Origin of the sequence: Metabacillus sp. KUDC1714 (assembly GCF_014217835.1) — a bacterium.
In the GTDB taxonomy this organism is placed as follows: Bacteria; Bacillota; Bacilli; order Bacillales; family Bacillaceae; genus Metabacillus; species Metabacillus rhizosphaerae.
Genome location: NZ_CP055263.1, coordinates 1128172 through 1147188, shown reverse-complemented (window position 1 = coordinate 1147188; position 19017 = coordinate 1128172). Strand labels below are relative to the sequence as shown.

The window sequence follows — 19017 nt, the reverse complement described above, 5'->3', positions numbered from 1 at the left end:
CATCTAAAGGGGATTTATTGTGTTACGAAAAAATAATAATTTTATTCCAATTAGCGAGAATGTAGATGAAAATATCCAAAACCTAGAGAATGAATTCGGAAACAGTGCCGATTTATCTATTAGAAAACTCAAATTTTCCACTAATTCAAATGTTTCCATCATACATATTGAAGGTATAGTAGACGAACAAAGCATAAATGAAAATGTGATCAAACCACTTATACACCTTCTTAAAGAAATCGAGTCTACCAATACTACAAAAGACTTGGTGGATCAAATCATTCAAATTATATCTGTAGCCTCCATCAATATTATTTTAGACTGGTCTGAACTCTTAGATCGTATTTTGGCTGGAAATACAGTGATTTTGATTAATGGCAATACAAAGGCAATAACTGTTGGTACACAAAAAATTCAATCCCGTTCTATTACTGAACCAACTACCCAAACAGTAATTAAGGGTCCAAAGGATAGTTTTACAGAGAATATAAGTACAAACATTTCATTAGTTCGTGCACGAATTCAAAATTCAAAATTAAGGCTTGAACGTACAAAAGTAGGAAGCGTGACAAAAACGGATATTGGCATTATGTATATTGAGGGAATTGCGGATAAGAACATGGTTATGGAAGCTATGTCCAGGATAAAGAAGATTGAGTTAAACGGTATACTTGATTCCAATTATATAGAAGAGGTTATTCGAGACAACAGAAATACAATTTTTCCTCTTTTGCAGAATTCTGAGAGGCCAGATACTGTTGTTGCGAATTTATTAGAAGGCAGAATTGCTATTCTCATACAAGGGACACCATTTGTCTTAATTATACCGGTATTCTTCATCCAGTTTTTTCAATCATCAGAAGATTATTATGAAAACAGTATTTTTAGTTCTTTTGTAAGATTGATTCGAATTGGCTCATTTTTTGTGAATATGTATGCATCTGCAATCTATTTAGCTTTAATCACACACCATCATGGATTAATCCCCACTACATTAATGGTTTCGTTAATGGCCCAAAGAGAGAGGGTTCCGTTTCCAGCAATCGTTGAATTATTAATTATGGAACTAGCATTTGAAGTGCTAAGAGAGGCTGGAGTACGTATGCCTAGAGCAATTGGTCCTGCTGTTTCTATTGTAGGAGCACTCATTTTAGGGCAAGCAGCAGTTGAGGCTGGATTTGTTTCAGCTGCAATTGTTATCATTGTAGCCACTTCTGCAATTAGTAGCTTTACGATTCCGAATACAAGTATTGTGAATATTGCGAGAGGGCTACGTTTTATGATAATTTGCAGCTCTGCTTTTATTGGTTTTTATGGAATTTTACTAATTTCATTATGTATTTTACTACATATATGTAGTTTACGATCGTTAGGTGTACCTTATTTCGCTCCTTTTGCACCTTTAAGAATAGATGAACAAAGAGATGGTTTAATTCGTTTTCCAATTATTTCAGCGCTTAGGAAATCACCGGTAAATAAATCAAATGAAACTCGCGTGAATATAAGAAGGGATCAAAAATGAAGAAAATCTATATAATGATGCTTCTATGTATGATGTTGTTTACTGGGTGTTCCAACTATCGAGAATTAAATGAATTAGGTCTGATTATTGCTATGGGAATAGATCGCTCTCAGGATGTAGAAAATGGATACCGTGTTACCTATCAAGTGATGAATCCAAGCCAATTATCGACAACAGGCCCTTCTAATGGAATACCAGTTACGAATTATACAGTTGAATCTAAAACGATCTATGATGCGATTCGAATGGCATCTACCGTCATTCCGAGAGAAAACGACGTCACACATCTATCTCTATTAGTCATTGGTGAAGAGGTGGCGAGAGACGGACTAAATTTATTATTTGATTCGTTTGAACGAGGGGAAAATGCTAGAACGTATATGCCTGTTTTTATTGCAAGAGGTTCGACTGCTGAAGACATTTTAGGGGTAATTGAACCTATTGAGTCAAACCCAACAAAAAGCATCATTAGTACAAGTGAAAACAATCAAAAAATGTATGCGAGTGCAAAGGTTAAGCCTGTATATGAAGTCATTTCTGCCCTAACTAGTGAAGGAACAGATCTTCTATTAACTGGGATTAAATTAAATAAGGACCTAAAATCGAGAAACCAAACTAAAAATTTACAAGATATAGAACCAGCAATTATAGAAGTTAGTGGTTTAGCGATTTTTAATCATAATAAATTAGTAAATTGGTACGATAGAGAAATGGCTCGTACTGCTCATTTAATTCTATCAGAATTAGAAAGTACGTCATTTCCTATATCCTGTGATGAAAATAAGCACATTACATTTATGACCAAAGGAAGTAAGAGCTCAATTAAAACTGTTTTAAAACCTAGTCCAACTTTACAAGTTAACGTAACATTAAACAGTGAAATTGGTGAAACAAATTGTAATATTGATATTAGTAAAGCAAAAGTGTTGAAAAAGTTGGAAAATGATTTAGAAAAAGAAATCGCAAACCAAATAAAACAAACCATTCAAATCGCACAAGATGCTGGATCAGATGTTTTTGGGTTTGGAAATAAACTATCAAAGGAAGACCCTGAATATTGGAAAAAACATAAAAAAGAGTGGGACAAAATATTCACTAATGCAGGTGTTGATGTCCATGTGAATACTTTTATCAATAATTCAGGAATGATTACAGATCCCTATGAAACTAAATAACCAAGAGGTGAGTTGTTTTGTCAAAAGTTAAAATTGATGGCATTCAATTATTCTGTATGATGGTTCTTTTCATGTTTGGGACTACGATTTTTTTAGATCTAGGCAGTGGAGCAAAACAAGATGCGTGGATCGTAACTCTAATCTCTCCTATTGCGGGATTGATTGTGTTTACAGTTTATTATCAACTCCACAAGCATTTTCCGGATTTACCTTTAACAGAATATGTTAGGAAGATATGGGGGAAATACATCGGAGGTATAATTGGGTACTTTTATATCATTTATTTTATTTATATCGCTTCAAGAGTTTTACGAGACTTTGAGGAATTATTAATTAGTGCCCCATACAATAAAACTTCAATTATTACAATTGGTATCTGCATGACGTTTGTCTTAATCTACGCAGTGAATTTTGGTATAGAAGTATTCACAAAGGCAGTTTGCATTTGTTTTATTATGATTGCTTTCACATTATTAATAATAAATATCTTTTATGTAATAGGTGATTTAATCCATTTTGAAAATGTAACACCCGTTCTTGTAGAGGGATGGAAACCGATACTAAAAGAATTAATACCGTTAAATATTACGGTTCCTTATGGGGAATTAATTATCTTGTCTATGATATTCCCTTATATAAATAAACAAACGAAAATAATGAAGGTTGGAGGTATGGCGGTTGTATTCGTGGGTTTGTATTTAACATTAAACACGCTTTTATTAATTTGCATACTAGGAACTGACGTCGTATCAAGATCTGCTTTTCCTGCACTTACAGCAGTTGGCTATATAAATATCGCAGGATTTCTCCAGCGATTAGATACTTTTATCATCTTATTAGTTGTGATTCTAGCATTTATAAAAATATCAATATTTTTCTTTTGTGCAGTCATTGGAATGAACAACATGTTCAAATTAAAACCTAGTTCGTTTCCTACTTATTTTGTAGGAGCAATTATTTATATATCGTCGATTATTATTGCACCTAGTTACCAAGATCATTTAGATGAAGGGCTAAAAGAAGTCCCTTATCTTCTTCATATACCTTTTCAAATAATCATCCCGGTACTTTTATTAATTTCAGTATTTATAAAAGGAAAAATAAAACAAGTTACTTCATAAAATAAATAGAGGTTATTTCTTTCCGCGTAAATGGTACCAAAATAATCGTAGAAATAAAACAATAAAAATCGTGATAAGAAAATAATCTTCTCCTCTTGCTACTTTCAAGATATTTTTAAGATTAAACCAAGCTTCGAATATATCATTACCTTGCATTATATCTAGAAAGACAATAAGAACGAAAGTACTAATCAATATGGAGATAAGAATGCCTAACGTAAGCACATGATTCACCTCAAGCTATTATTTATTTGTAAAAAAGAAATCTAAAAGAATTTATGATCACAGGTTTACTTTAATATGTTTAACATGTTTTATCATTCATAACCAATATCTAAGTCGCTTTATCCTTATAGAGTGGTTTTTCAGGAGTATCAGGTAACAAGAATAAATAAATCATTATTCTTAACTTCTAGATAGATTAAGAACAAGAGATTCTCTTGACAATGAGAATGGTTATCAAATATAACACAAAAAAGATAATGATAATCATTATCATTTGTTTTTAGAATAAAAGAAATAGGTTTAGAAAGGTATAGAAACTATGTTGATTTGTGAATGGTGTGCTTTTAGACAAGAAATTGTTGATGACCAGAATTTTGCCTATACTCATTGTACATGTTGTGGACTGGAGCTTATCGAAGCCTGTTTTCTTTCGTTATACGAGCATTAAATATGTCTTTTGTTGAGAATTATTATCATCTGGTGATGAAATCATTCTTTTTTCAAGAGTGGCAATACAGAGTTAATAGCCTAATAACCCAGGATGTTACATATCACAGTTGGTTATTTTTCAAAAAGGAGATAAGTGTATGAGCAGATATTTTATTGCTGAAATTATGTTTGAACATCAAATTGACTGTTTTTGCCCAGATGGCGGGCATGCAGATGTCGTGACAATAAGTAAGGGAGATATTTTGGAAGTAACGAACGAGCGCAGATACATCGATGACTTCGGCTGGTACTTTCTAATTTTTATTAATAAAAGCAGAGACTTTTTTATAGCGATTGAAGATTTGGAACATTATTTCAAGTGTGGATATATTTTGTCGTTAGTGGATTTAGATTTAAAAGTAAACTATTTACAATTTAAGATCGATCAAACTCTGGAAAAAGGTGATGAAGAATCATTTCTACAGTATACAAAGAAATTAACAGAAGCGAGTAAAAATAAATCAAAATTAGACATTTACGTGCAGCGATACGAAGAAAACTTATTCATTTAAATTTCTTTTTCAAAAGGCGTGAAAATATGAACAATATTTCTATCAAAGCAATGATGAATCCGAAAGAAAAGATGATTCAAAAGTTGTTAAAGATGAAAAGGTATAAATCATCTGATAATCGTCAGTTATATGAGTTGACCTTACCTGAATTAGAAAATGAGTATAAGACTGTGGAGAGTCGAAACAATGCAATTTAATATCAATTCATGATTGCAATGAGATTGGAAACAGCCTTTTTGCTTTCTTTATTTTGCATGTTTAAATTCAGTCAGATTATTCAAGGCTCATACTGGAATTTGACCATACCAATACTTTCTTAATCAAGATCAATTGCATCTAAGAAGGCTGAACAAAGCATTTGTATATATGTCACATTTAAATTGAGAGGACATAGTCTACATGATTGGATTAGATAATACAATTTTTTTAGACTTTCGAAAAGCTATTGACAAAAGAAAATATAGATTATAAAATTATCTCATATTCAAGATTAATTAATTCGAGATAAATTGCGAGGAATTCAATAAGGAGGTGTCTCATGGAAAGAAAGTGCACGAATCATCCATTTATATTGCTAATGCTGATTGGAAAAATAAATTTTTATAATCATATATCTCGAATTCAAGATAAAATAAATTAATTGGAGGAAATTAATTATGATAGATATTGGATTATTAATAATTAGATTGGTAATTGGTGTTTTATTTATTGGTCACGGTGCTCAAAAATTGTTTGGTTGGTTCGGTGGTTATGGATTAAAAGGGACAGGAGGATGGTTTGAGTCAATTGGCATGAAGCCAGGAGTAACTATGGCTCTGTTCGCGGGATTAGCAGAACTTATTGGAGGAATTTTATTCGCTTTAGGATTCTTAACTCCACTTGCTGGAATTATGATTGCAGGAACTATGTTAATGGCTATTGTTAAAGTGCACGCTCCAAATGGATTATGGGCAACATCAAATGGATACGAATATAACCTAACCTTGCTTGCGGTTGCTATCGGCATAGCTTTAATAGGTGCTGGTCAGTATAGTCTCGATGCTTTTTTATTTTAATATATCTTGAAGTGAAGATGTTTTGATTAAAGGTATATGTGTGAGTAAATGGCAGATTTATATACTAGAAATAGAGGGTACCGTAAACCAGTTAGCGAATTTTTATTAAGAAACTATTTGAAATTTTAAAATAGGAGTTGAAATAAAATGAGTAAAAACACAATGGGTATTCACCACATTACAGCAATAGTTGGTCATCCTCAAGAGAATGTTGATTTCTACGCAGGTGTTTTAGGTCTACGTTTAGTGAAACAAACAGTCAATTTTGATGACCCAGGCACTTACCACCTTTATTTTGGTGATGAAGGTGGCAAACCAGGTACAATCATTACTTTTTTTCCCTGGGCTGGAGCTAATCAAGGAGTTATAGGAGACGGTCAAGTAGGAGTTACGTCATTTGTTGTTCCAAAAGGAGCAATGAACTTCTGGAAAAACAGACTAGAAAAATTCAATGTATCTTTTACTGTTATGGAGAGATTTGAGGAACAATATTTGGAATTTGATGATCCACATGGGCTTCACTTGGAAATTGTTGAAAGGGAAGAAGGGGAAGAAAATTCATGGAACTTTGGAGGAATAACTCCGGAAGTTGCTATAAAAGGATTTGGTGGAGCAACACTATTATCCACTCAGCCAAATAAAACTGCGGAATTATTAGAAAAGGTTATGGGATTAGAACTTATTTCAAAGGAAGGGGATTTTATCCGTTATCGTTCTTCTGCAGAAATTGGAAATGTAATTGACTTGAAAATAACCCCAATAGGACGTGGGCAAATGGGTGTAGGAACAGTACACCACATTGCTTGGCGAGCAATTGATGACCAAGACCAATTGGATTGGCAAGAGTATATTGCAGAGAATGGCTATGGTGTAACTCCTGTAAAAGATAGAAACTACTTTAATGCCATTTACTTTAAAGAACATGGGGAAATTCTCTTTGAAATTGCAACAGATCCTCCTGGATTTGCACACGATGAATCCGTAGCGACAATGGGAGATAAATTAATGTTACCAGAACAGTATGAACAATTTAGAGGACAGATTGAACGAAGTTTACTAAAGTTTGAAGTAAGAGAGTTAGAATAAGTTTCATGTGAAGGAGTGATTTCTTTGCTATCAATTGACCCTGCTAAAAATACAGAAAGAGAAAATTATAAATTTCTAATAGGTAGCATCATACCTAGACCTATTGCTTTTGTCACAACCCTATCAAAGGATGGCGTTTTAAATGGTGCACCATTTAGCTACTTCAATATCGTATCATCCAATCCACCGATGATTTCATTATCAATTCAACGTTCAAAGGGAATACAAAAGGATACAGCGAGAAACATCATTGGTTCAAAAGAATTTGTTATCCATATAGTTGATGAGCAAAATGTTGAAAAGGTGAATGAAACAGCGGCTAGCCTTCCTCCTGATCAAAGCGAAATAGAGCTAGGTAAATTAACACCAGTTGATAGTGATAAAATCTCGGTACCTGGTGTAAAAGAAGCAAAAATTCGAATGGAATGTATTTTAGAACATTCTTTAGAATTGGGAGGATTGGACTCACCTGGGTGTGATCTTATCATCGGTAAAGTTGTTCAATTTCATATTGAAAACAGCATTTATGAAAATGGAAGAATTGATCCAAGGGGCTTAGCTGCTGTGAGCCGATTAGCAGGAACAAATTATGCGAAAATAGGAGAGATTTTTTCCATAGAGCGACCAAATTGAATTCTAGAATCAAACCCGTGAAAAGAATGGAGATGATGAAAGTGCAAAAAACACCTGGTATCCACCATATAACAGCGATGGTTAACGATGCCCAAAGAAATATTGACTTTTATGCTGGCGTACTTGGGTTAAGACTTGTAAAAAAGACGATAAATTTTGATCGTCCAGAAGTGTATCATCTCTATTTTGGTAACAAAACTGGTGAACCAGGAACTGTTATTACTTTTTTTCCATGGGCTAATCAGTTAAAAGGTCGAATTGGGACAGGACAGGTCGGAGTCATTAGCTTTATTATTCCAGGAGGATCCATTCATTTCTGGGAACAACGTTTACAAAAATTCAGTATTGAATTTAGTGATTCTGAACGCTTTGGTGAACGGTATTTGCAATTCACTGATCCTGACGGGCTCCAGCTTGAACTTATAGAACGAACTGAAGGACCAAAAAATAATAGGAACTTTGGGGGTATTCAAGCAGAAAATGCGATTAAAGGTTTTGGGGGAGCTGTTTTAATTTCAGCACAACCTAATAAAACTGCGGAGGTTCTAGAAAATATATTGGGACTCGAATGCATTGGTGATGAAGAGGGATTTCTAAGATTTAGATCTGAAGGGAATCTAGGAAATATAATTGATATTAAGCTATCTCCTTCGGTTCGCGGGCTAATGGGAGCTGGAACTGTTCACCATATCGCATGGAGGGCAAAGGATGAAGAAGACCTTCTCAAGTGGAGATCACTGCTACAAGACAAGGAATATTATCCGACTGAAATACGTGACCGAAACTATTTCAAAGCAGTGTATTTCCATGAAGGTGGAGGCATACTTTTCGAAATAGCGACCGATCCACCAGGCTTTTCAGTTGATGAACCTGTCACTGAAATTGGAAATAAACTCATGTTACCATCATGGCTAGAGTCAAAGCGAGAAGAATTAGAAGAAACCTTACCTAGTGTGGAGGTTCGTGTTCTGGAGGGGGATAAATGATGAAACATATTTTTAATAAAGGAAAAGATCTAACAAAACCAACGTTACTTTTACTTCATGGTACTGGTGGAAATGAATTAGACCTTTTACCTCTTGCGGGAAGAATTGATGATGAGGCTTCCGTGTTAAGTGTTAGAGGGAATGTATTAGAAAATGGTATGCCCCGATTCTTTCGAAGATTAGCTGAAGGTGTGTTCGATGAAGAAGACCTTGTTTTTCGCACGAAGGAATTAAATGAGTTTCTTGATGAAGCAGCAGAAAAGTATAGTTTTGATCGAGAAAATATGATTGCGATTGGTTATTCTAATGGGGCCAATATTGCTGCAAGTTTATTATTTCACTACCAACGTGCATTAAAGGGTGCAATTCTTCATCATCCAATGGTACCGAGAAAAGGAATTGAACTTCCTGATTTGTCAGGAAAGTCGGTATTTATTGCAGCAGGGAAAAATGATCCAATCTGCTCGCCAATGGAATCTTCTGAACTTCAATCGTTACTAGAGAAAGCAAATGCAAAAGTAGAACTTCATTGGGAAAATAGAGGTCATCAATTGACAATGGAAGAAGTTGAAGCTGCCGCTCAGTGGTATTGTAATTTGTAATCAAGAAAATAGTAACTTTTGCGGATCACGTGATACAAAACTACTTACGATTGTTTGTTTTGGATACTAAGAATGAACTCTCCTTACAGCTGGAGCTTGTTCTTAATAAAGCTTAATTTGGCAAGACAATATGAGATTATTCATTTGAAATTCTTCTATTAAAATGAGTCCTCTTCCAATCGGAAGCGGGCTTTTTTATTACGCCCCACTAAGGTGCAAGACCCTACCTCGCTTGATAGAAAAATTTTTGCTATCCGTTTATCCCTTTCACCGATTTTTCACCAAACTCTACTAAACTATAATCATCAAGAATGATAGGAGGAAAGAGAACGATGAATTTCAAGTATAAGAAAACAATTTTTTGGGGTGCAATCATCACTCCAATGGTTTTGGGAGTCTACTTCCTGTTAGGGGGATATAGTGCCCTTGCAGCAGGACCACATGGACATGGTCCAGAAAGAATGGGACCACGAGGAGGTTTTGGAGGCGGTCATATGATGAACGGCCCTCATCATGGAGGATTTTCATGGATTGGATTACTAGTATTCCTTATTATCGGGATTGCTATTTTGGTTTTCTTAGTGAAATGGCTAAGAAAGAAATCAAAGGCTTCTTCGATGCAACAGCTTATCGATACATCTTTAATGAGTTCACATAAACCGATGATAAACCAAAATGTAAGTATTTTAGATCAGTGGGAAAGAAACATAACAAATAAAAAGGAGAATGACTAATATGGGTATTTTTAAAAGAATAAAAACAATTGCAAAGGCTGATATTAACGGACTACTGGATGGAATGGAAGATCCAATAGCTATGTTAAATGAGTATTCGAGAGAGATGGAGCAAGAAATGGCGAAAGCTCAGAAGGCTCTTTCTCGTCAAATATTTGTAGAAAATAAACAAGCAGCACTTATTCTGGAAACAAAGAATGTAGTGGATAAAAGAACACGACAAGCAAAGCTTGCCATTGAGCAGGAAGAGGATATGATGGCGAAATTAGCTGTGCAAGAAAAATTAACGCACGAAAAGCAACTCAGTCTCTATCAACAGCAATATGAAGCGATTCAAGGACAAACGGAAATACTTAAGGAAAAATTATATGAATTACAAGAAATCTATAACGAATTACAGCATAAGAAAGTATTATTAGCATCGCGTGCGAATGTGGCTCAGTCTATTAAACATATTCAGCAAGCAACTGTTTCCTTCCAAGCCGATACAATAGTTAGAGGTGTTGCCCGTGCAGAAGAACGAGTTTTATTAATGGAATCAGAGGCACAAGCTGGTAGCCAATTTGCGAATTCCTTCGCAATTCATGATGCTGCATATCGTAACTATGTGAATGAAGAGGAATTAAATAGAGAAATCGAAAAGCTAAAAAGTGAAAAATAGTTCGTTTATGGAAGGCTAATGTAAAAATATTTATTTAGAAGCACTAGCAGATTAGGTTATGTGCTTCTTTTTCTGAATCAAAATACACCATTTAAATGCCGGTATTTTTCTGGAGGAATCCCGACCATTTTTCTGAAAGTAGCCACAAAATGGCTTGAGGAACGAAAACCGACTTGCAGGGCAATTTCACCGATTGTAGCTGAATTGTTTTCTAAAAGGAGTTTTTTAGCTTGCTGAATTCGTAAATTCACTAAATAGGCATAGGGTGTTACGTGAAAGTTCTTTTGAAACAACGAATTCAAATGGCGTTTTGATGTATTAATAAAGAGAGCCATTTCATCAAGGCTGACATCTGGGTTGGAAATATGGGATTTCATCCAGTCAATGAGTGAATATAACGTAACTAAGTTATTGGTTTCTTTCAAGCTACTTTTATCGGTTTTCCCATACTTTTTTAAAAGCAAGAGAAATTCATAGACATGGGAAGAGGCGCTTATGCTAAAGCTGTCTGTTGTCTCGTCACTTTGTTTTAACACTTTCGTAATGAATGTGGAAATTGGTGCTTCTTGTTCCCAGTGAAAAAAAGCAGATTGATAGAGTCCAAGTGTAATCAAAATCTCTTTTACCATCATCCCGCCAAATGTTACATAAAGTGTTTTCCATGGAGTAGAATCACTTTGTTCATTTTTATACGAATGTGCCATATGCGGTAGAAGGAGGATCCCGTTATTAGCCGTGAGGTTGATCTGTTGATTTTGAATCATGATAGAACCTTGTCCGCTAACAGTTTGAATCCAATGGTAATAAGGATAACCATTTGGCCGTGTAATATTTTCTTGTGTAGGATTGAAACCAATCGTTTCAGCAAAAAGCGGCAGTTTACTTTCATTTAATGGGATGAGAAAATGTTTTTTCATTGGTACACTCCTTTCGAGGAATCGTTGTTTAATCAGTGCCTTTTTCTTATATCGCTTTCCATTATATTATATATAATCCTGTTTTGTAATCGTATACAATGGAACTAAAATGATATAAGGAAAAAGGTGATTAAATATGATTAACGAAAAGCTTCCAAAAATTTGGTATGGCGGAGATTATAATCCAGAGCAGTGGGGAAAAGAGGATTGGGATGAAGATGTCCGTATGTTTAAACTAGCAGGAATTGATGTAGCAACATTAAATGTTTTTTCTTGGGCATTAAATCAGCCTAATGAAGAAACATATGATTTTGCATGGCTGGATGAACAAATTGAGCGTTTATATCAAAATGGAATTTATACGTGTTTGGCAACTAGTACAGCGGCGCATCCAGCTTGGATGGCAAAAAAATATCCAGACGTACTAAGGGTTGATTACCAAGGAAGAAAACGGAAGTTTGGCGGTAGACACAATTCCTGTCCAAACAGCCCAACCTATCGAAAGTATGCAGAACAGATGGCAGACCGGTTAGGTGAAAGATATAAGGATCATCCTGGAGTATTAATTTGGCATGTTTCCAATGAATATGGCGGCTACTGTTATTGTGACAATTGTGCTGAGAACTTCAGAAAATGGCTTCAAGAAAAATACGGAAACTTAGCGAGCTTAAATAAAGCATGGAACACTCGCTTTTGGGGTCATACGTTTTATGATTGGGATGAAATTGTCCCTCCGAATGCTTTAAGTGAAGAGTGGAATGGGGATTCTACTAGCTTTCAAGGAATATCTTTAGATTATCGAATTTTTCAATCCGATAGCTTACTAGAATGCTTTAAGCTTGAGAGGGATGTCTTGAAAAAGCATACTCCTACTATCCCAATCACAACAAATTTAATGGGTACCTATAAAGAGCTCGATTATTTTAAATGGGGCAAAGAAATGGATGTTGTTTCTTGGGATAACTATCCTGCTTATGACACACCTGAGAGCTTTACGGCGATGAGGCATGATCTTATGAGAGGCTTGAAAAGCGGCCAGCCTTTTATGCTAATGGAGCAGACGCCGAGCCAGCAAAATTGGCAGCCATATAATTCGTTGAAACGGCCGGGTGTTATGCGCTTATGGAGCTATCAAGCAGTGGCCCGTGGTGCGGATACGGTCATGTTTTTCCAATTGAGAAGATCAGTTGGAGCCTGTGAAAAATACCATGGAGCAGTGATCGAACATGTTGGTCATGAGAATACTAGAGTTTTCCGGGAAACATCTGCACTTGGCAAGGAACTGTCGAAGCTTTCTAATACATTGCTCGATGCACGTGTAAAAGCTAAAGTAGCGATCGTGTTTGATTGGGAAAACCGCTGGGCAACGGAATTATCAAGTGGCCCTTCAAAGGCATTGGATTATGTAAATGAAGTTCATAAATATTATGCCGCCTTATTTGGAGAAAATATTTCGGTTGACATGATTGGTGTTGATGAAGATTTAAGCAAATATGAAATCGTCTTTGCGCCCGTGTTATATATGGTGAAATCAGGGTATGCCAATAAGGTAAAAGAATTTGTTCAAAATGGAGGAACATTTGTGACAACGTTCTTTAGCGGAATTGTGAATGAACATGACCTTGTCACCCTTGGCGGTTATCCAGGAGAACTGCGAGATCTCCTTGGCATTTGGGTTGAGGAAATCGATTCTCTGCCACCTGAAGAAAAAAATCAAATTGTCGTCAAAAAAGAAGCAGGCAGCCTAACCGGTAGCTATGAGTGCAGTTTATTGTTTGATATTATCCATTCAGAGGGTGCAGAAGTGCTGGCTGAATATGGTTCTGACTTTTATGCGGGTACACCGGTGATTACGTGTAATTCCTATGGAAAAGGGAAAGCGTATTACGTAGGAACATGCCCTGACACAGCGTTTTTAACGGATTTTGTGAAAACGATTTGTGATGAAAAGGAAATAAAACCATTACTTGATGTTCCAAAAGGGGTGGAAGTGACAGAGAGAAGCAAGGATGGTTTCTCTTACTTATTTGTCATGAACCACAATGCATCAACAATAGAATTCGAGATAAGTGAAGGAACAGACCTGTTAACAGGTAAGGAATTTAACGGGACAACTTCATTAGATGGATATGGAGTCATGATTGTAAAGAAATAGGAAAAGAGACAGCGTCAATATCAGCTTGAGCTGGAGTTTGTTAAAAATGATTCGGATCAACCTAGGGGGCAAGACCTCTAGGTTTTTTGTCCTAATTAAACATCATATCGATATAACGCAATCGGACGCATTTCATATAGTGAAATGGGTCTTTTTTTAATTGGGTTTTATAAAATTAATGGATAAATTTACCCCATTTCGAGAATCTTAACTATAAATACTAATCTAGGACCCAGGCAATTTATCTGATTTAAATAAGCCTATAACCATTTTTATTTAGGGGGAAATGAAGTGTGAATTTAGCAAACGTTTTAACAATAATTGGTTTTGTTTTTTTTGCTGTCATTTTTTTAATCTGCCTAGTGATTGTCATTTATTTATATATTGTCGATCGAACGCAAAAGCAGCATCCTATTCTGCGAAATTATCCAGTAATTGGACGAGCGAGGTATTTTCTGGAGCAGATTGGTCCAGAGCTCCGTCAGTATTTTTTTAACAATGATAATGAAGGGAAGCCTTTTTCGCGTAAGGATTATCAACATATTGTTAAAAAAGCAAAATATAAACGGGATGTGATCGGGTTTGGGTCACAGCGTGATTTTGAAGAACAAGGTTTTTATATAAGAAATTCAATGTTTCCAAAATTAACGGAAGAGTTAAAAATGGACCAGGATACTAAGGTAACTACAAATCGATATTTATTATTAAAGGACCCTTTATTTACGCAGAAAAAGGAAGAATTAGAGAAACATGAATCATCTGCCTATTTATTAGAAGATGAAGATGCGATTGTTATTGGCAAGGATACGAAGTACCCCTTTATCGTAAAGGGCCAAATTGGTATGTCTGCAATGAGCTATGGTTCATTAGGTGATCGCGCAATTACTGCACTTTCAGAAGGGTTAGGAATAGCGAAAGGAACATGGATGAATTCAGGGGAAGGTGGCATTTCTGACTATCACTTAAAGGGTGGTGTTGATATTATTATGCAAATTGGCCCAGGTTTATTTGGGGTTAGAGATAAACAGGGGAATTTTAGTTGGGAAGCATTATCGGAAAAAAGTAAAATACCTCAAGTGAAAGCATTTGAAATTAAATTAGCTCAAGGAGCAAAAACACGGGGAGGTCATATTGATGGTGAAAAGGTAACAGAGGAAATTGCAAGAATACGTATGGTAGAACCATTTAAATCAATTGATAGTCCAAATCGATTTAGAGAATTTAGTGATTTACCTTCATTATTTGATTTTATTGAGCGGATCCGCGACCATACCGGGAAACCTGTAGGAATGAAAGTTGTCATTGGAAGTCATCATGAAGCAGATGAATTAGCAAGAATCATGAAAGAGACAGGGAAGGGACCTGACTTTATTACGGTAGATGGTGGTGAAGGTGGTACGGGTGCTTCCTATCAAGAATTAGCTGATAGTGTTGGTTTGCCTATTAAATCTGCGTTACCACTTGTAAACAACGCATTAATGAAACATGGAGTTCGTGATCGAGTGAAAATAATCGCATCAGGTAAACTGTTTTCCCCAGATCGAATAGCAATAGCCTTAGCAATGGGGGCAGATTTGGTCAATATCGCACGAGGATTTATGATAACAGTCGGTTGTATCCAAGCATTAAAATGCGAATCAAATGCTTGTCCGGTAGGTGTCGCAACAACCGACCCAGAATTACAAAAAGCACTTGTTATTGATGAAAAAAAATATCGCACAGCTAACTATTTAATTACAATGCGTAAAGGTTTGTTTAGACTAGCCGCAGCTGCTGGACTAGATTCCCCAGTTCATTTTAATCGAGAACATATTGTTTATAAAAATGAAAAAGGGGAAGTTTGGCCACTAGAGGATCTTTATCAAACAATCGTTTACAAAGGAAGCTAAAGATCTATTCGGTTTTAATTATTAGGCACTAGACTCGGTTGTTGATTTCCGCGGGCAGTCCGGGAGCCTCCACTAATTATTAACTAGCAGATAATCATACTACAAAGGGTGTTTTTAATGAAAGTTGCTGAATTATTAATTAAATGTCTTGAGCAAGAGGGTGTTGAATATATCTTTGGTGTGCCTGGTGAGGAAAATATTGATATTATGGATGCTCTTCTTGATTCAAGTATTCAATTCATCGTAACAAGACATGAAACGAGTGCGGCATTTATGGCTGGTACATACGGAAGACTTACTGGAAAGCCTGGTGTCTGCTTAGCCACCTTAGGACCAGGAGCAACAAATCTACTAACAGGTGTAGCCAATGCGAACATGGATTTAAATCCAATTGTTGCAATTACTGGTCAAGCTGGTTTAGACCGTCAACATAAGATTAGTCATCAGTATTATGATTTGATCCATATATATGAACCTGTTACAAAGTGGAATGCTCAAATAAAAAAGGGTGAAATTGTACCTGAAGTGATTCGTAAAGCGTTTCAAGTAGCAACTCAAGAAAAACCCGGTGCAACCCATATTGATCTCCCAGAAGATATTGCTGAGTTGGAGGTTAATGCTTCCTCTCCTTTAGAAGTAACTAAACACACGTTATCAGAAGCAGGAGATCAGGTTATAAAAGAGGCTGCTAAACTCATCGAACAGGCGAAGCATCCAATTATTTTGGCAGGTAACGGGATAACTAGAGGCCATGCTTCAGACCAATTACGAACTCTAGTTGAAAAGATAAATATTCCAGTCGTCCATACATTTATGGGAAAAGGGGCACTTTCCTGGACAAATGAGCTTAGTTTACTTACAGCAGGATTAGCAGGAAAGGATTACATTACTTGCGGTTTTAAGGATTCTGATTTAATTATCGCAATTGGTTTCGACATCGCTGAATTCTCTCCAGAAAACTGGAATCCTGATGGAGCGACACCAATACTACACATTGACACAGAGGAAGCTGAGACAGATGATTGCTATCCAGTGCAACTAAATGTGGTTGGAGATATTAATGAGAACTTTAAAAAATTACAACAAGCTCTTTCACCTAAAGAAAGAAACAATGCTTGGGTAGCTAACGTTCGCAAAAAAGCTCTAAATGAATTAGAACAATTTAAAGAGGATACAAGCTTCCCGCTTAAACCGCAAAAGATCATTTCTGATTTACGTTCTGTTTTAAAAGAAGAAGATATCGTTATTTCTGACGTTGGCGCACATAAAATGTGGATGGCTCGAATGTACCATACGTATCAACCAAATACTTGTTTGATTTCAAATGGTCTCGCATCAATGGGAATCGCTGTACCTGGAGCAATTGGTGCGAAAATTGTCCATCCAGAGCGTACTGTTGTTGCTGTTTGTGGCGACGGATCCTTCCAAATGACAGGTGCCGAGCTAGAAACAGCGAAAAGACTTAATCTACCAATTATCGTTTTATTATGGAGAGATGATGGGTACGGCTTAATCGAATGGCATCAGCTGAAAAAGTTTAATCGTTCTTCCAATATTAAATTTGGAAATCCAGATTTTATTCAACTCGCCTTATCCTATGGTTTTGAGGCTCTCCAAGTAAAAAAAGGTGAGGAGCTTAAAGGCATTTTAGAAAAAGCAATTTCACTTAAAAAACCAGTTCTTATCGATTGCCCAGTTGATTATAGTGAGAATATGAAATTAACAGAAAAACTAAGAGATATTAATTGTTAATTGAAAGGAGGAATCCAACATGCGACTTGGCTCAATAATTAATGGACAAGAGAGAAGTGAAAGTAATCGAGATACACTCGAGGTGAAAAACCCGTTCAATCAAGAAATAGTAGCGGAATTAGCATTAGCAAAAAAAGCGGATCTTGATGAGGCAGTAACGAATAGCTTTGAAACATTTCATTCTACCATGAAAAAGATGCCTGCTCATCAACGTGGCGAAATATTACGAAATGCTGCCGATTTATTAGAAGAAAATGCGGAGGATTTTGCTCAAACGATTGTCCAGGAAGCTGGAAAGCCGATTAAATATAGTAGAGACGAGATTGCACGTTCAGTTCAGGTGATTCGATTTGCATCTGAACTAGCAAAAAATATTACCGGAGAAGTTATCCCAATGGATGCGGCAATTGGTGGAGAAAATCGTATGGGACTTATAAAGCGGATACCATTAGGTGTGGTCGGAGCGATTACACCATTCAACTTCCCGTTAAATTTATCTCTGCATAAAATTGCACCAGCTATTGCAGCTGGTAATACCATCGTTTTTAAACCTGCTGAAAAAACGCCAGTATCTGCTTATAAGCTAGTTAAGTTATTCCAACAAGCAGGTCTTCCAGATGGTGTGTTAAATCTATTAATGGGAACTGGAGAAGAGATTGGCAGTCCTCTTGTCACTCATGAGAAGGTACACAAAATTACCTTTACGGGAAGCTTGCCAGTTGGAAGGAAAATTCGCGAAACAGCTGGCTTTAAGAAAGTTACACTTGAATTAGGGTCAAATTCACCTAATATCATTTTTGAAGACGGTAATATCCAACGCGCAGTAACTGAATTAGTTAAAGGGGCATTTGCCTTTTCAGGGCAGGTTTGTATCTCTGCACAACGAATTTATGTTCAGAAAAGTATTTATGGCAGATTTCTAGAACAGTTTATAAAGGAAACAAAAGCCTTAACAATTGGAGACCCAACGAAAGAAGAGACCGACATTGGGCCAATGATCAAGGAGGAAGAAGCCAAACGTGCAAAGCTTTGGATAGATGATGCTGTGAATAATGGCGCTAAAATAGAGGTGGGTGGCACCCGAAATGGTGCGATTCTCTCCCCAACAATCATGACAAATGTTGAGCATACGATGAAAATCGTTTCCGAGGAGGTATTTGCACCGATCGTATCTGTGATCCCCTTTGATAATGAGGATGAGGTAATTAGAGTAGCCAATGATTCCATATATGGTTTACAAGCAGGGGTATTCACTAAAGATATTGATCGTGCGATGCGTGTCGCAGATCAATTAGAAATGGGCGGGGTATGGATTAATGAAATATCAACGTACCGGCAGGATAATCATCCGTATGGAGGTGTTAAGAAAAGTGGAATTGGTAAAGAAGGCATTAAATATGCAATTGAAGATATGACAGAAATGAAATTTATCGGTATGAAATTAATGCCAAAAGACTAGAATACCTACTTAATTAAGGTTAACAATGGGGGAATAGAGATTTC

17 protein-coding genes are annotated in these 19017 nt (G+C 36.1%); 16 read left to right on the top strand and 1 reads right to left on the bottom strand.

The window, feature by feature from the left end; all coding sequences use genetic code 11:
• The first annotated feature begins 19 nt into the window (after nucleotides 1–19).
• The 12 genes from HUW50_RS05615 (at nucleotide 20) to HUW50_RS05560 (ending at nucleotide 10801) form a co-directional block, all read left to right on the top strand.
• Nucleotides 20–1522, top strand: coding sequence for a spore germination protein (locus HUW50_RS05615; RefSeq protein ID WP_232328995.1), 1503 nt, complete (start codon nucleotides 20–22; stop codon nucleotides 1520–1522).
• On the top strand, nucleotides 1519–2697 hold the full coding sequence (locus HUW50_RS05610) for a Ger(x)C family spore germination protein (protein ID WP_083964501.1): 1179 nt from the start codon (nucleotides 1519–1521) through the stop codon (nucleotides 2695–2697). Before HUW50_RS05615 ends, HUW50_RS05610 begins: the two co-directional genes overlap by 4 nt.
• Nucleotides 2698–2714: 17 nt before the next feature.
• Nucleotides 2715–3818: a GerAB/ArcD/ProY family transporter gene (locus HUW50_RS05605; protein WP_066329043.1), complete on the top strand. Its 1104-nt coding sequence runs from the start codon at nucleotides 2715–2717 to the stop codon at nucleotides 3816–3818.
• A gap of 812 nt (nucleotides 3819–4630) precedes the next feature.
• Nucleotides 4631–5044 (top strand): IDEAL domain-containing protein, encoded by a 414-nt coding sequence (locus tag HUW50_RS05600; protein WP_185653762.1) that lies wholly within the window; start codon nucleotides 4631–4633, stop codon nucleotides 5042–5044.
• 26 nt (nucleotides 5045–5070) lie between these two features.
• A complete protein-coding gene (locus HUW50_RS05595) occupies nucleotides 5071–5241 on the top strand; it encodes a Fur-regulated basic protein FbpA (RefSeq protein ID WP_083964500.1) in 171 nt (56 codons plus the stop codon).
• A gap of 459 nt (nucleotides 5242–5700) precedes the next feature.
• On the top strand, nucleotides 5701–6099 hold the full coding sequence (locus HUW50_RS05590) for a DoxX family protein (RefSeq protein WP_185653761.1): 399 nt from the start codon (nucleotides 5701–5703) through the stop codon (nucleotides 6097–6099).
• Nucleotides 6100–6246: 147 nt separating this feature from the next.
• Nucleotides 6247–7185 (top strand): ring-cleaving dioxygenase, encoded by a 939-nt coding sequence (locus tag HUW50_RS05585; protein WP_185653760.1) that lies wholly within the window; start codon nucleotides 6247–6249, stop codon nucleotides 7183–7185.
• 24 nt (nucleotides 7186–7209) lie between these two features.
• Nucleotides 7210–7818 carry a flavin reductase family protein gene (locus HUW50_RS05580; RefSeq protein WP_066329030.1) on the top strand — a complete coding sequence of 203 codons (609 nt, stop codon included), beginning with the start codon at nucleotides 7210–7212 and terminating at the stop codon, nucleotides 7816–7818.
• Nucleotides 7819–7853: 35 nt separating this feature from the next.
• Nucleotides 7854–8804 (top strand): ring-cleaving dioxygenase, encoded by a 951-nt coding sequence (locus tag HUW50_RS05575; RefSeq protein WP_260445702.1) that lies wholly within the window; start codon nucleotides 7854–7856, stop codon nucleotides 8802–8804.
• Nucleotides 8801–9406 carry an alpha/beta hydrolase gene (locus tag HUW50_RS05570; RefSeq protein WP_185653758.1) on the top strand — a complete coding sequence of 202 codons (606 nt, stop codon included), beginning with the start codon at nucleotides 8801–8803 and terminating at the stop codon, nucleotides 9404–9406. Before HUW50_RS05575 ends, HUW50_RS05570 begins: the two co-directional genes overlap by 4 nt.
• Nucleotides 9407–9738: 332 nt before the next feature.
• Nucleotides 9739–10140 (top strand): hypothetical protein, encoded by a 402-nt coding sequence (locus tag HUW50_RS05565; RefSeq protein WP_066329020.1) that lies wholly within the window; start codon nucleotides 9739–9741, stop codon nucleotides 10138–10140.
• A gap of 1 nt (nucleotide 10141) precedes the next feature.
• Nucleotides 10142–10801 (top strand): PspA/IM30 family protein, encoded by a 660-nt coding sequence (locus HUW50_RS05560; protein WP_185653757.1) that lies wholly within the window; start codon nucleotides 10142–10144, stop codon nucleotides 10799–10801.
• Between the two features lie 77 nt (nucleotides 10802–10878).
• Here the strand turns inward: HUW50_RS05560 and HUW50_RS05555 are convergent, their stop codons facing one another.
• On the bottom strand, nucleotides 10879–11718 hold the full coding sequence (locus HUW50_RS05555; protein WP_066329015.1) for an AraC family transcriptional regulator: 840 nt from the start codon (nucleotides 11716–11718) through the stop codon (nucleotides 10879–10881).
• Between the two features lie 136 nt (nucleotides 11719–11854).
• Between HUW50_RS05555 and HUW50_RS05550 the strand changes: the two genes are divergently transcribed.
• The 4 genes from HUW50_RS05550 (at nucleotide 11855) to HUW50_RS05535 (ending at nucleotide 18973) form a co-directional block, all read left to right on the top strand.
• A complete protein-coding gene (locus HUW50_RS05550) occupies nucleotides 11855–13873 on the top strand; it encodes a beta-galactosidase (RefSeq protein ID WP_185653756.1) in 2019 nt (672 codons plus the stop codon).
• 293 nt (nucleotides 13874–14166) lie between these two features.
• Nucleotides 14167–15762, top strand: a complete 1596-nt coding sequence (locus HUW50_RS05545) for an FMN-binding glutamate synthase family protein (RefSeq protein WP_066329012.1) — start codon at nucleotides 14167–14169, stop codon at nucleotides 15760–15762.
• Nucleotides 15763–15879: 117 nt separating this feature from the next.
• Entirely contained in the window at nucleotides 15880–17514 is a 1635-nt protein-coding gene (locus HUW50_RS05540; RefSeq protein WP_185653755.1) for an acetolactate synthase large subunit, read from the top strand.
• Nucleotides 17515–17533: 19 nt separating this feature from the next.
• Entirely contained in the window at nucleotides 17534–18973 is a 1440-nt protein-coding gene (locus HUW50_RS05535; protein WP_185653754.1) for an aldehyde dehydrogenase family protein, read from the top strand.
• The last annotated feature ends 44 nt before the right edge of the window (nucleotides 18974–19017 follow it).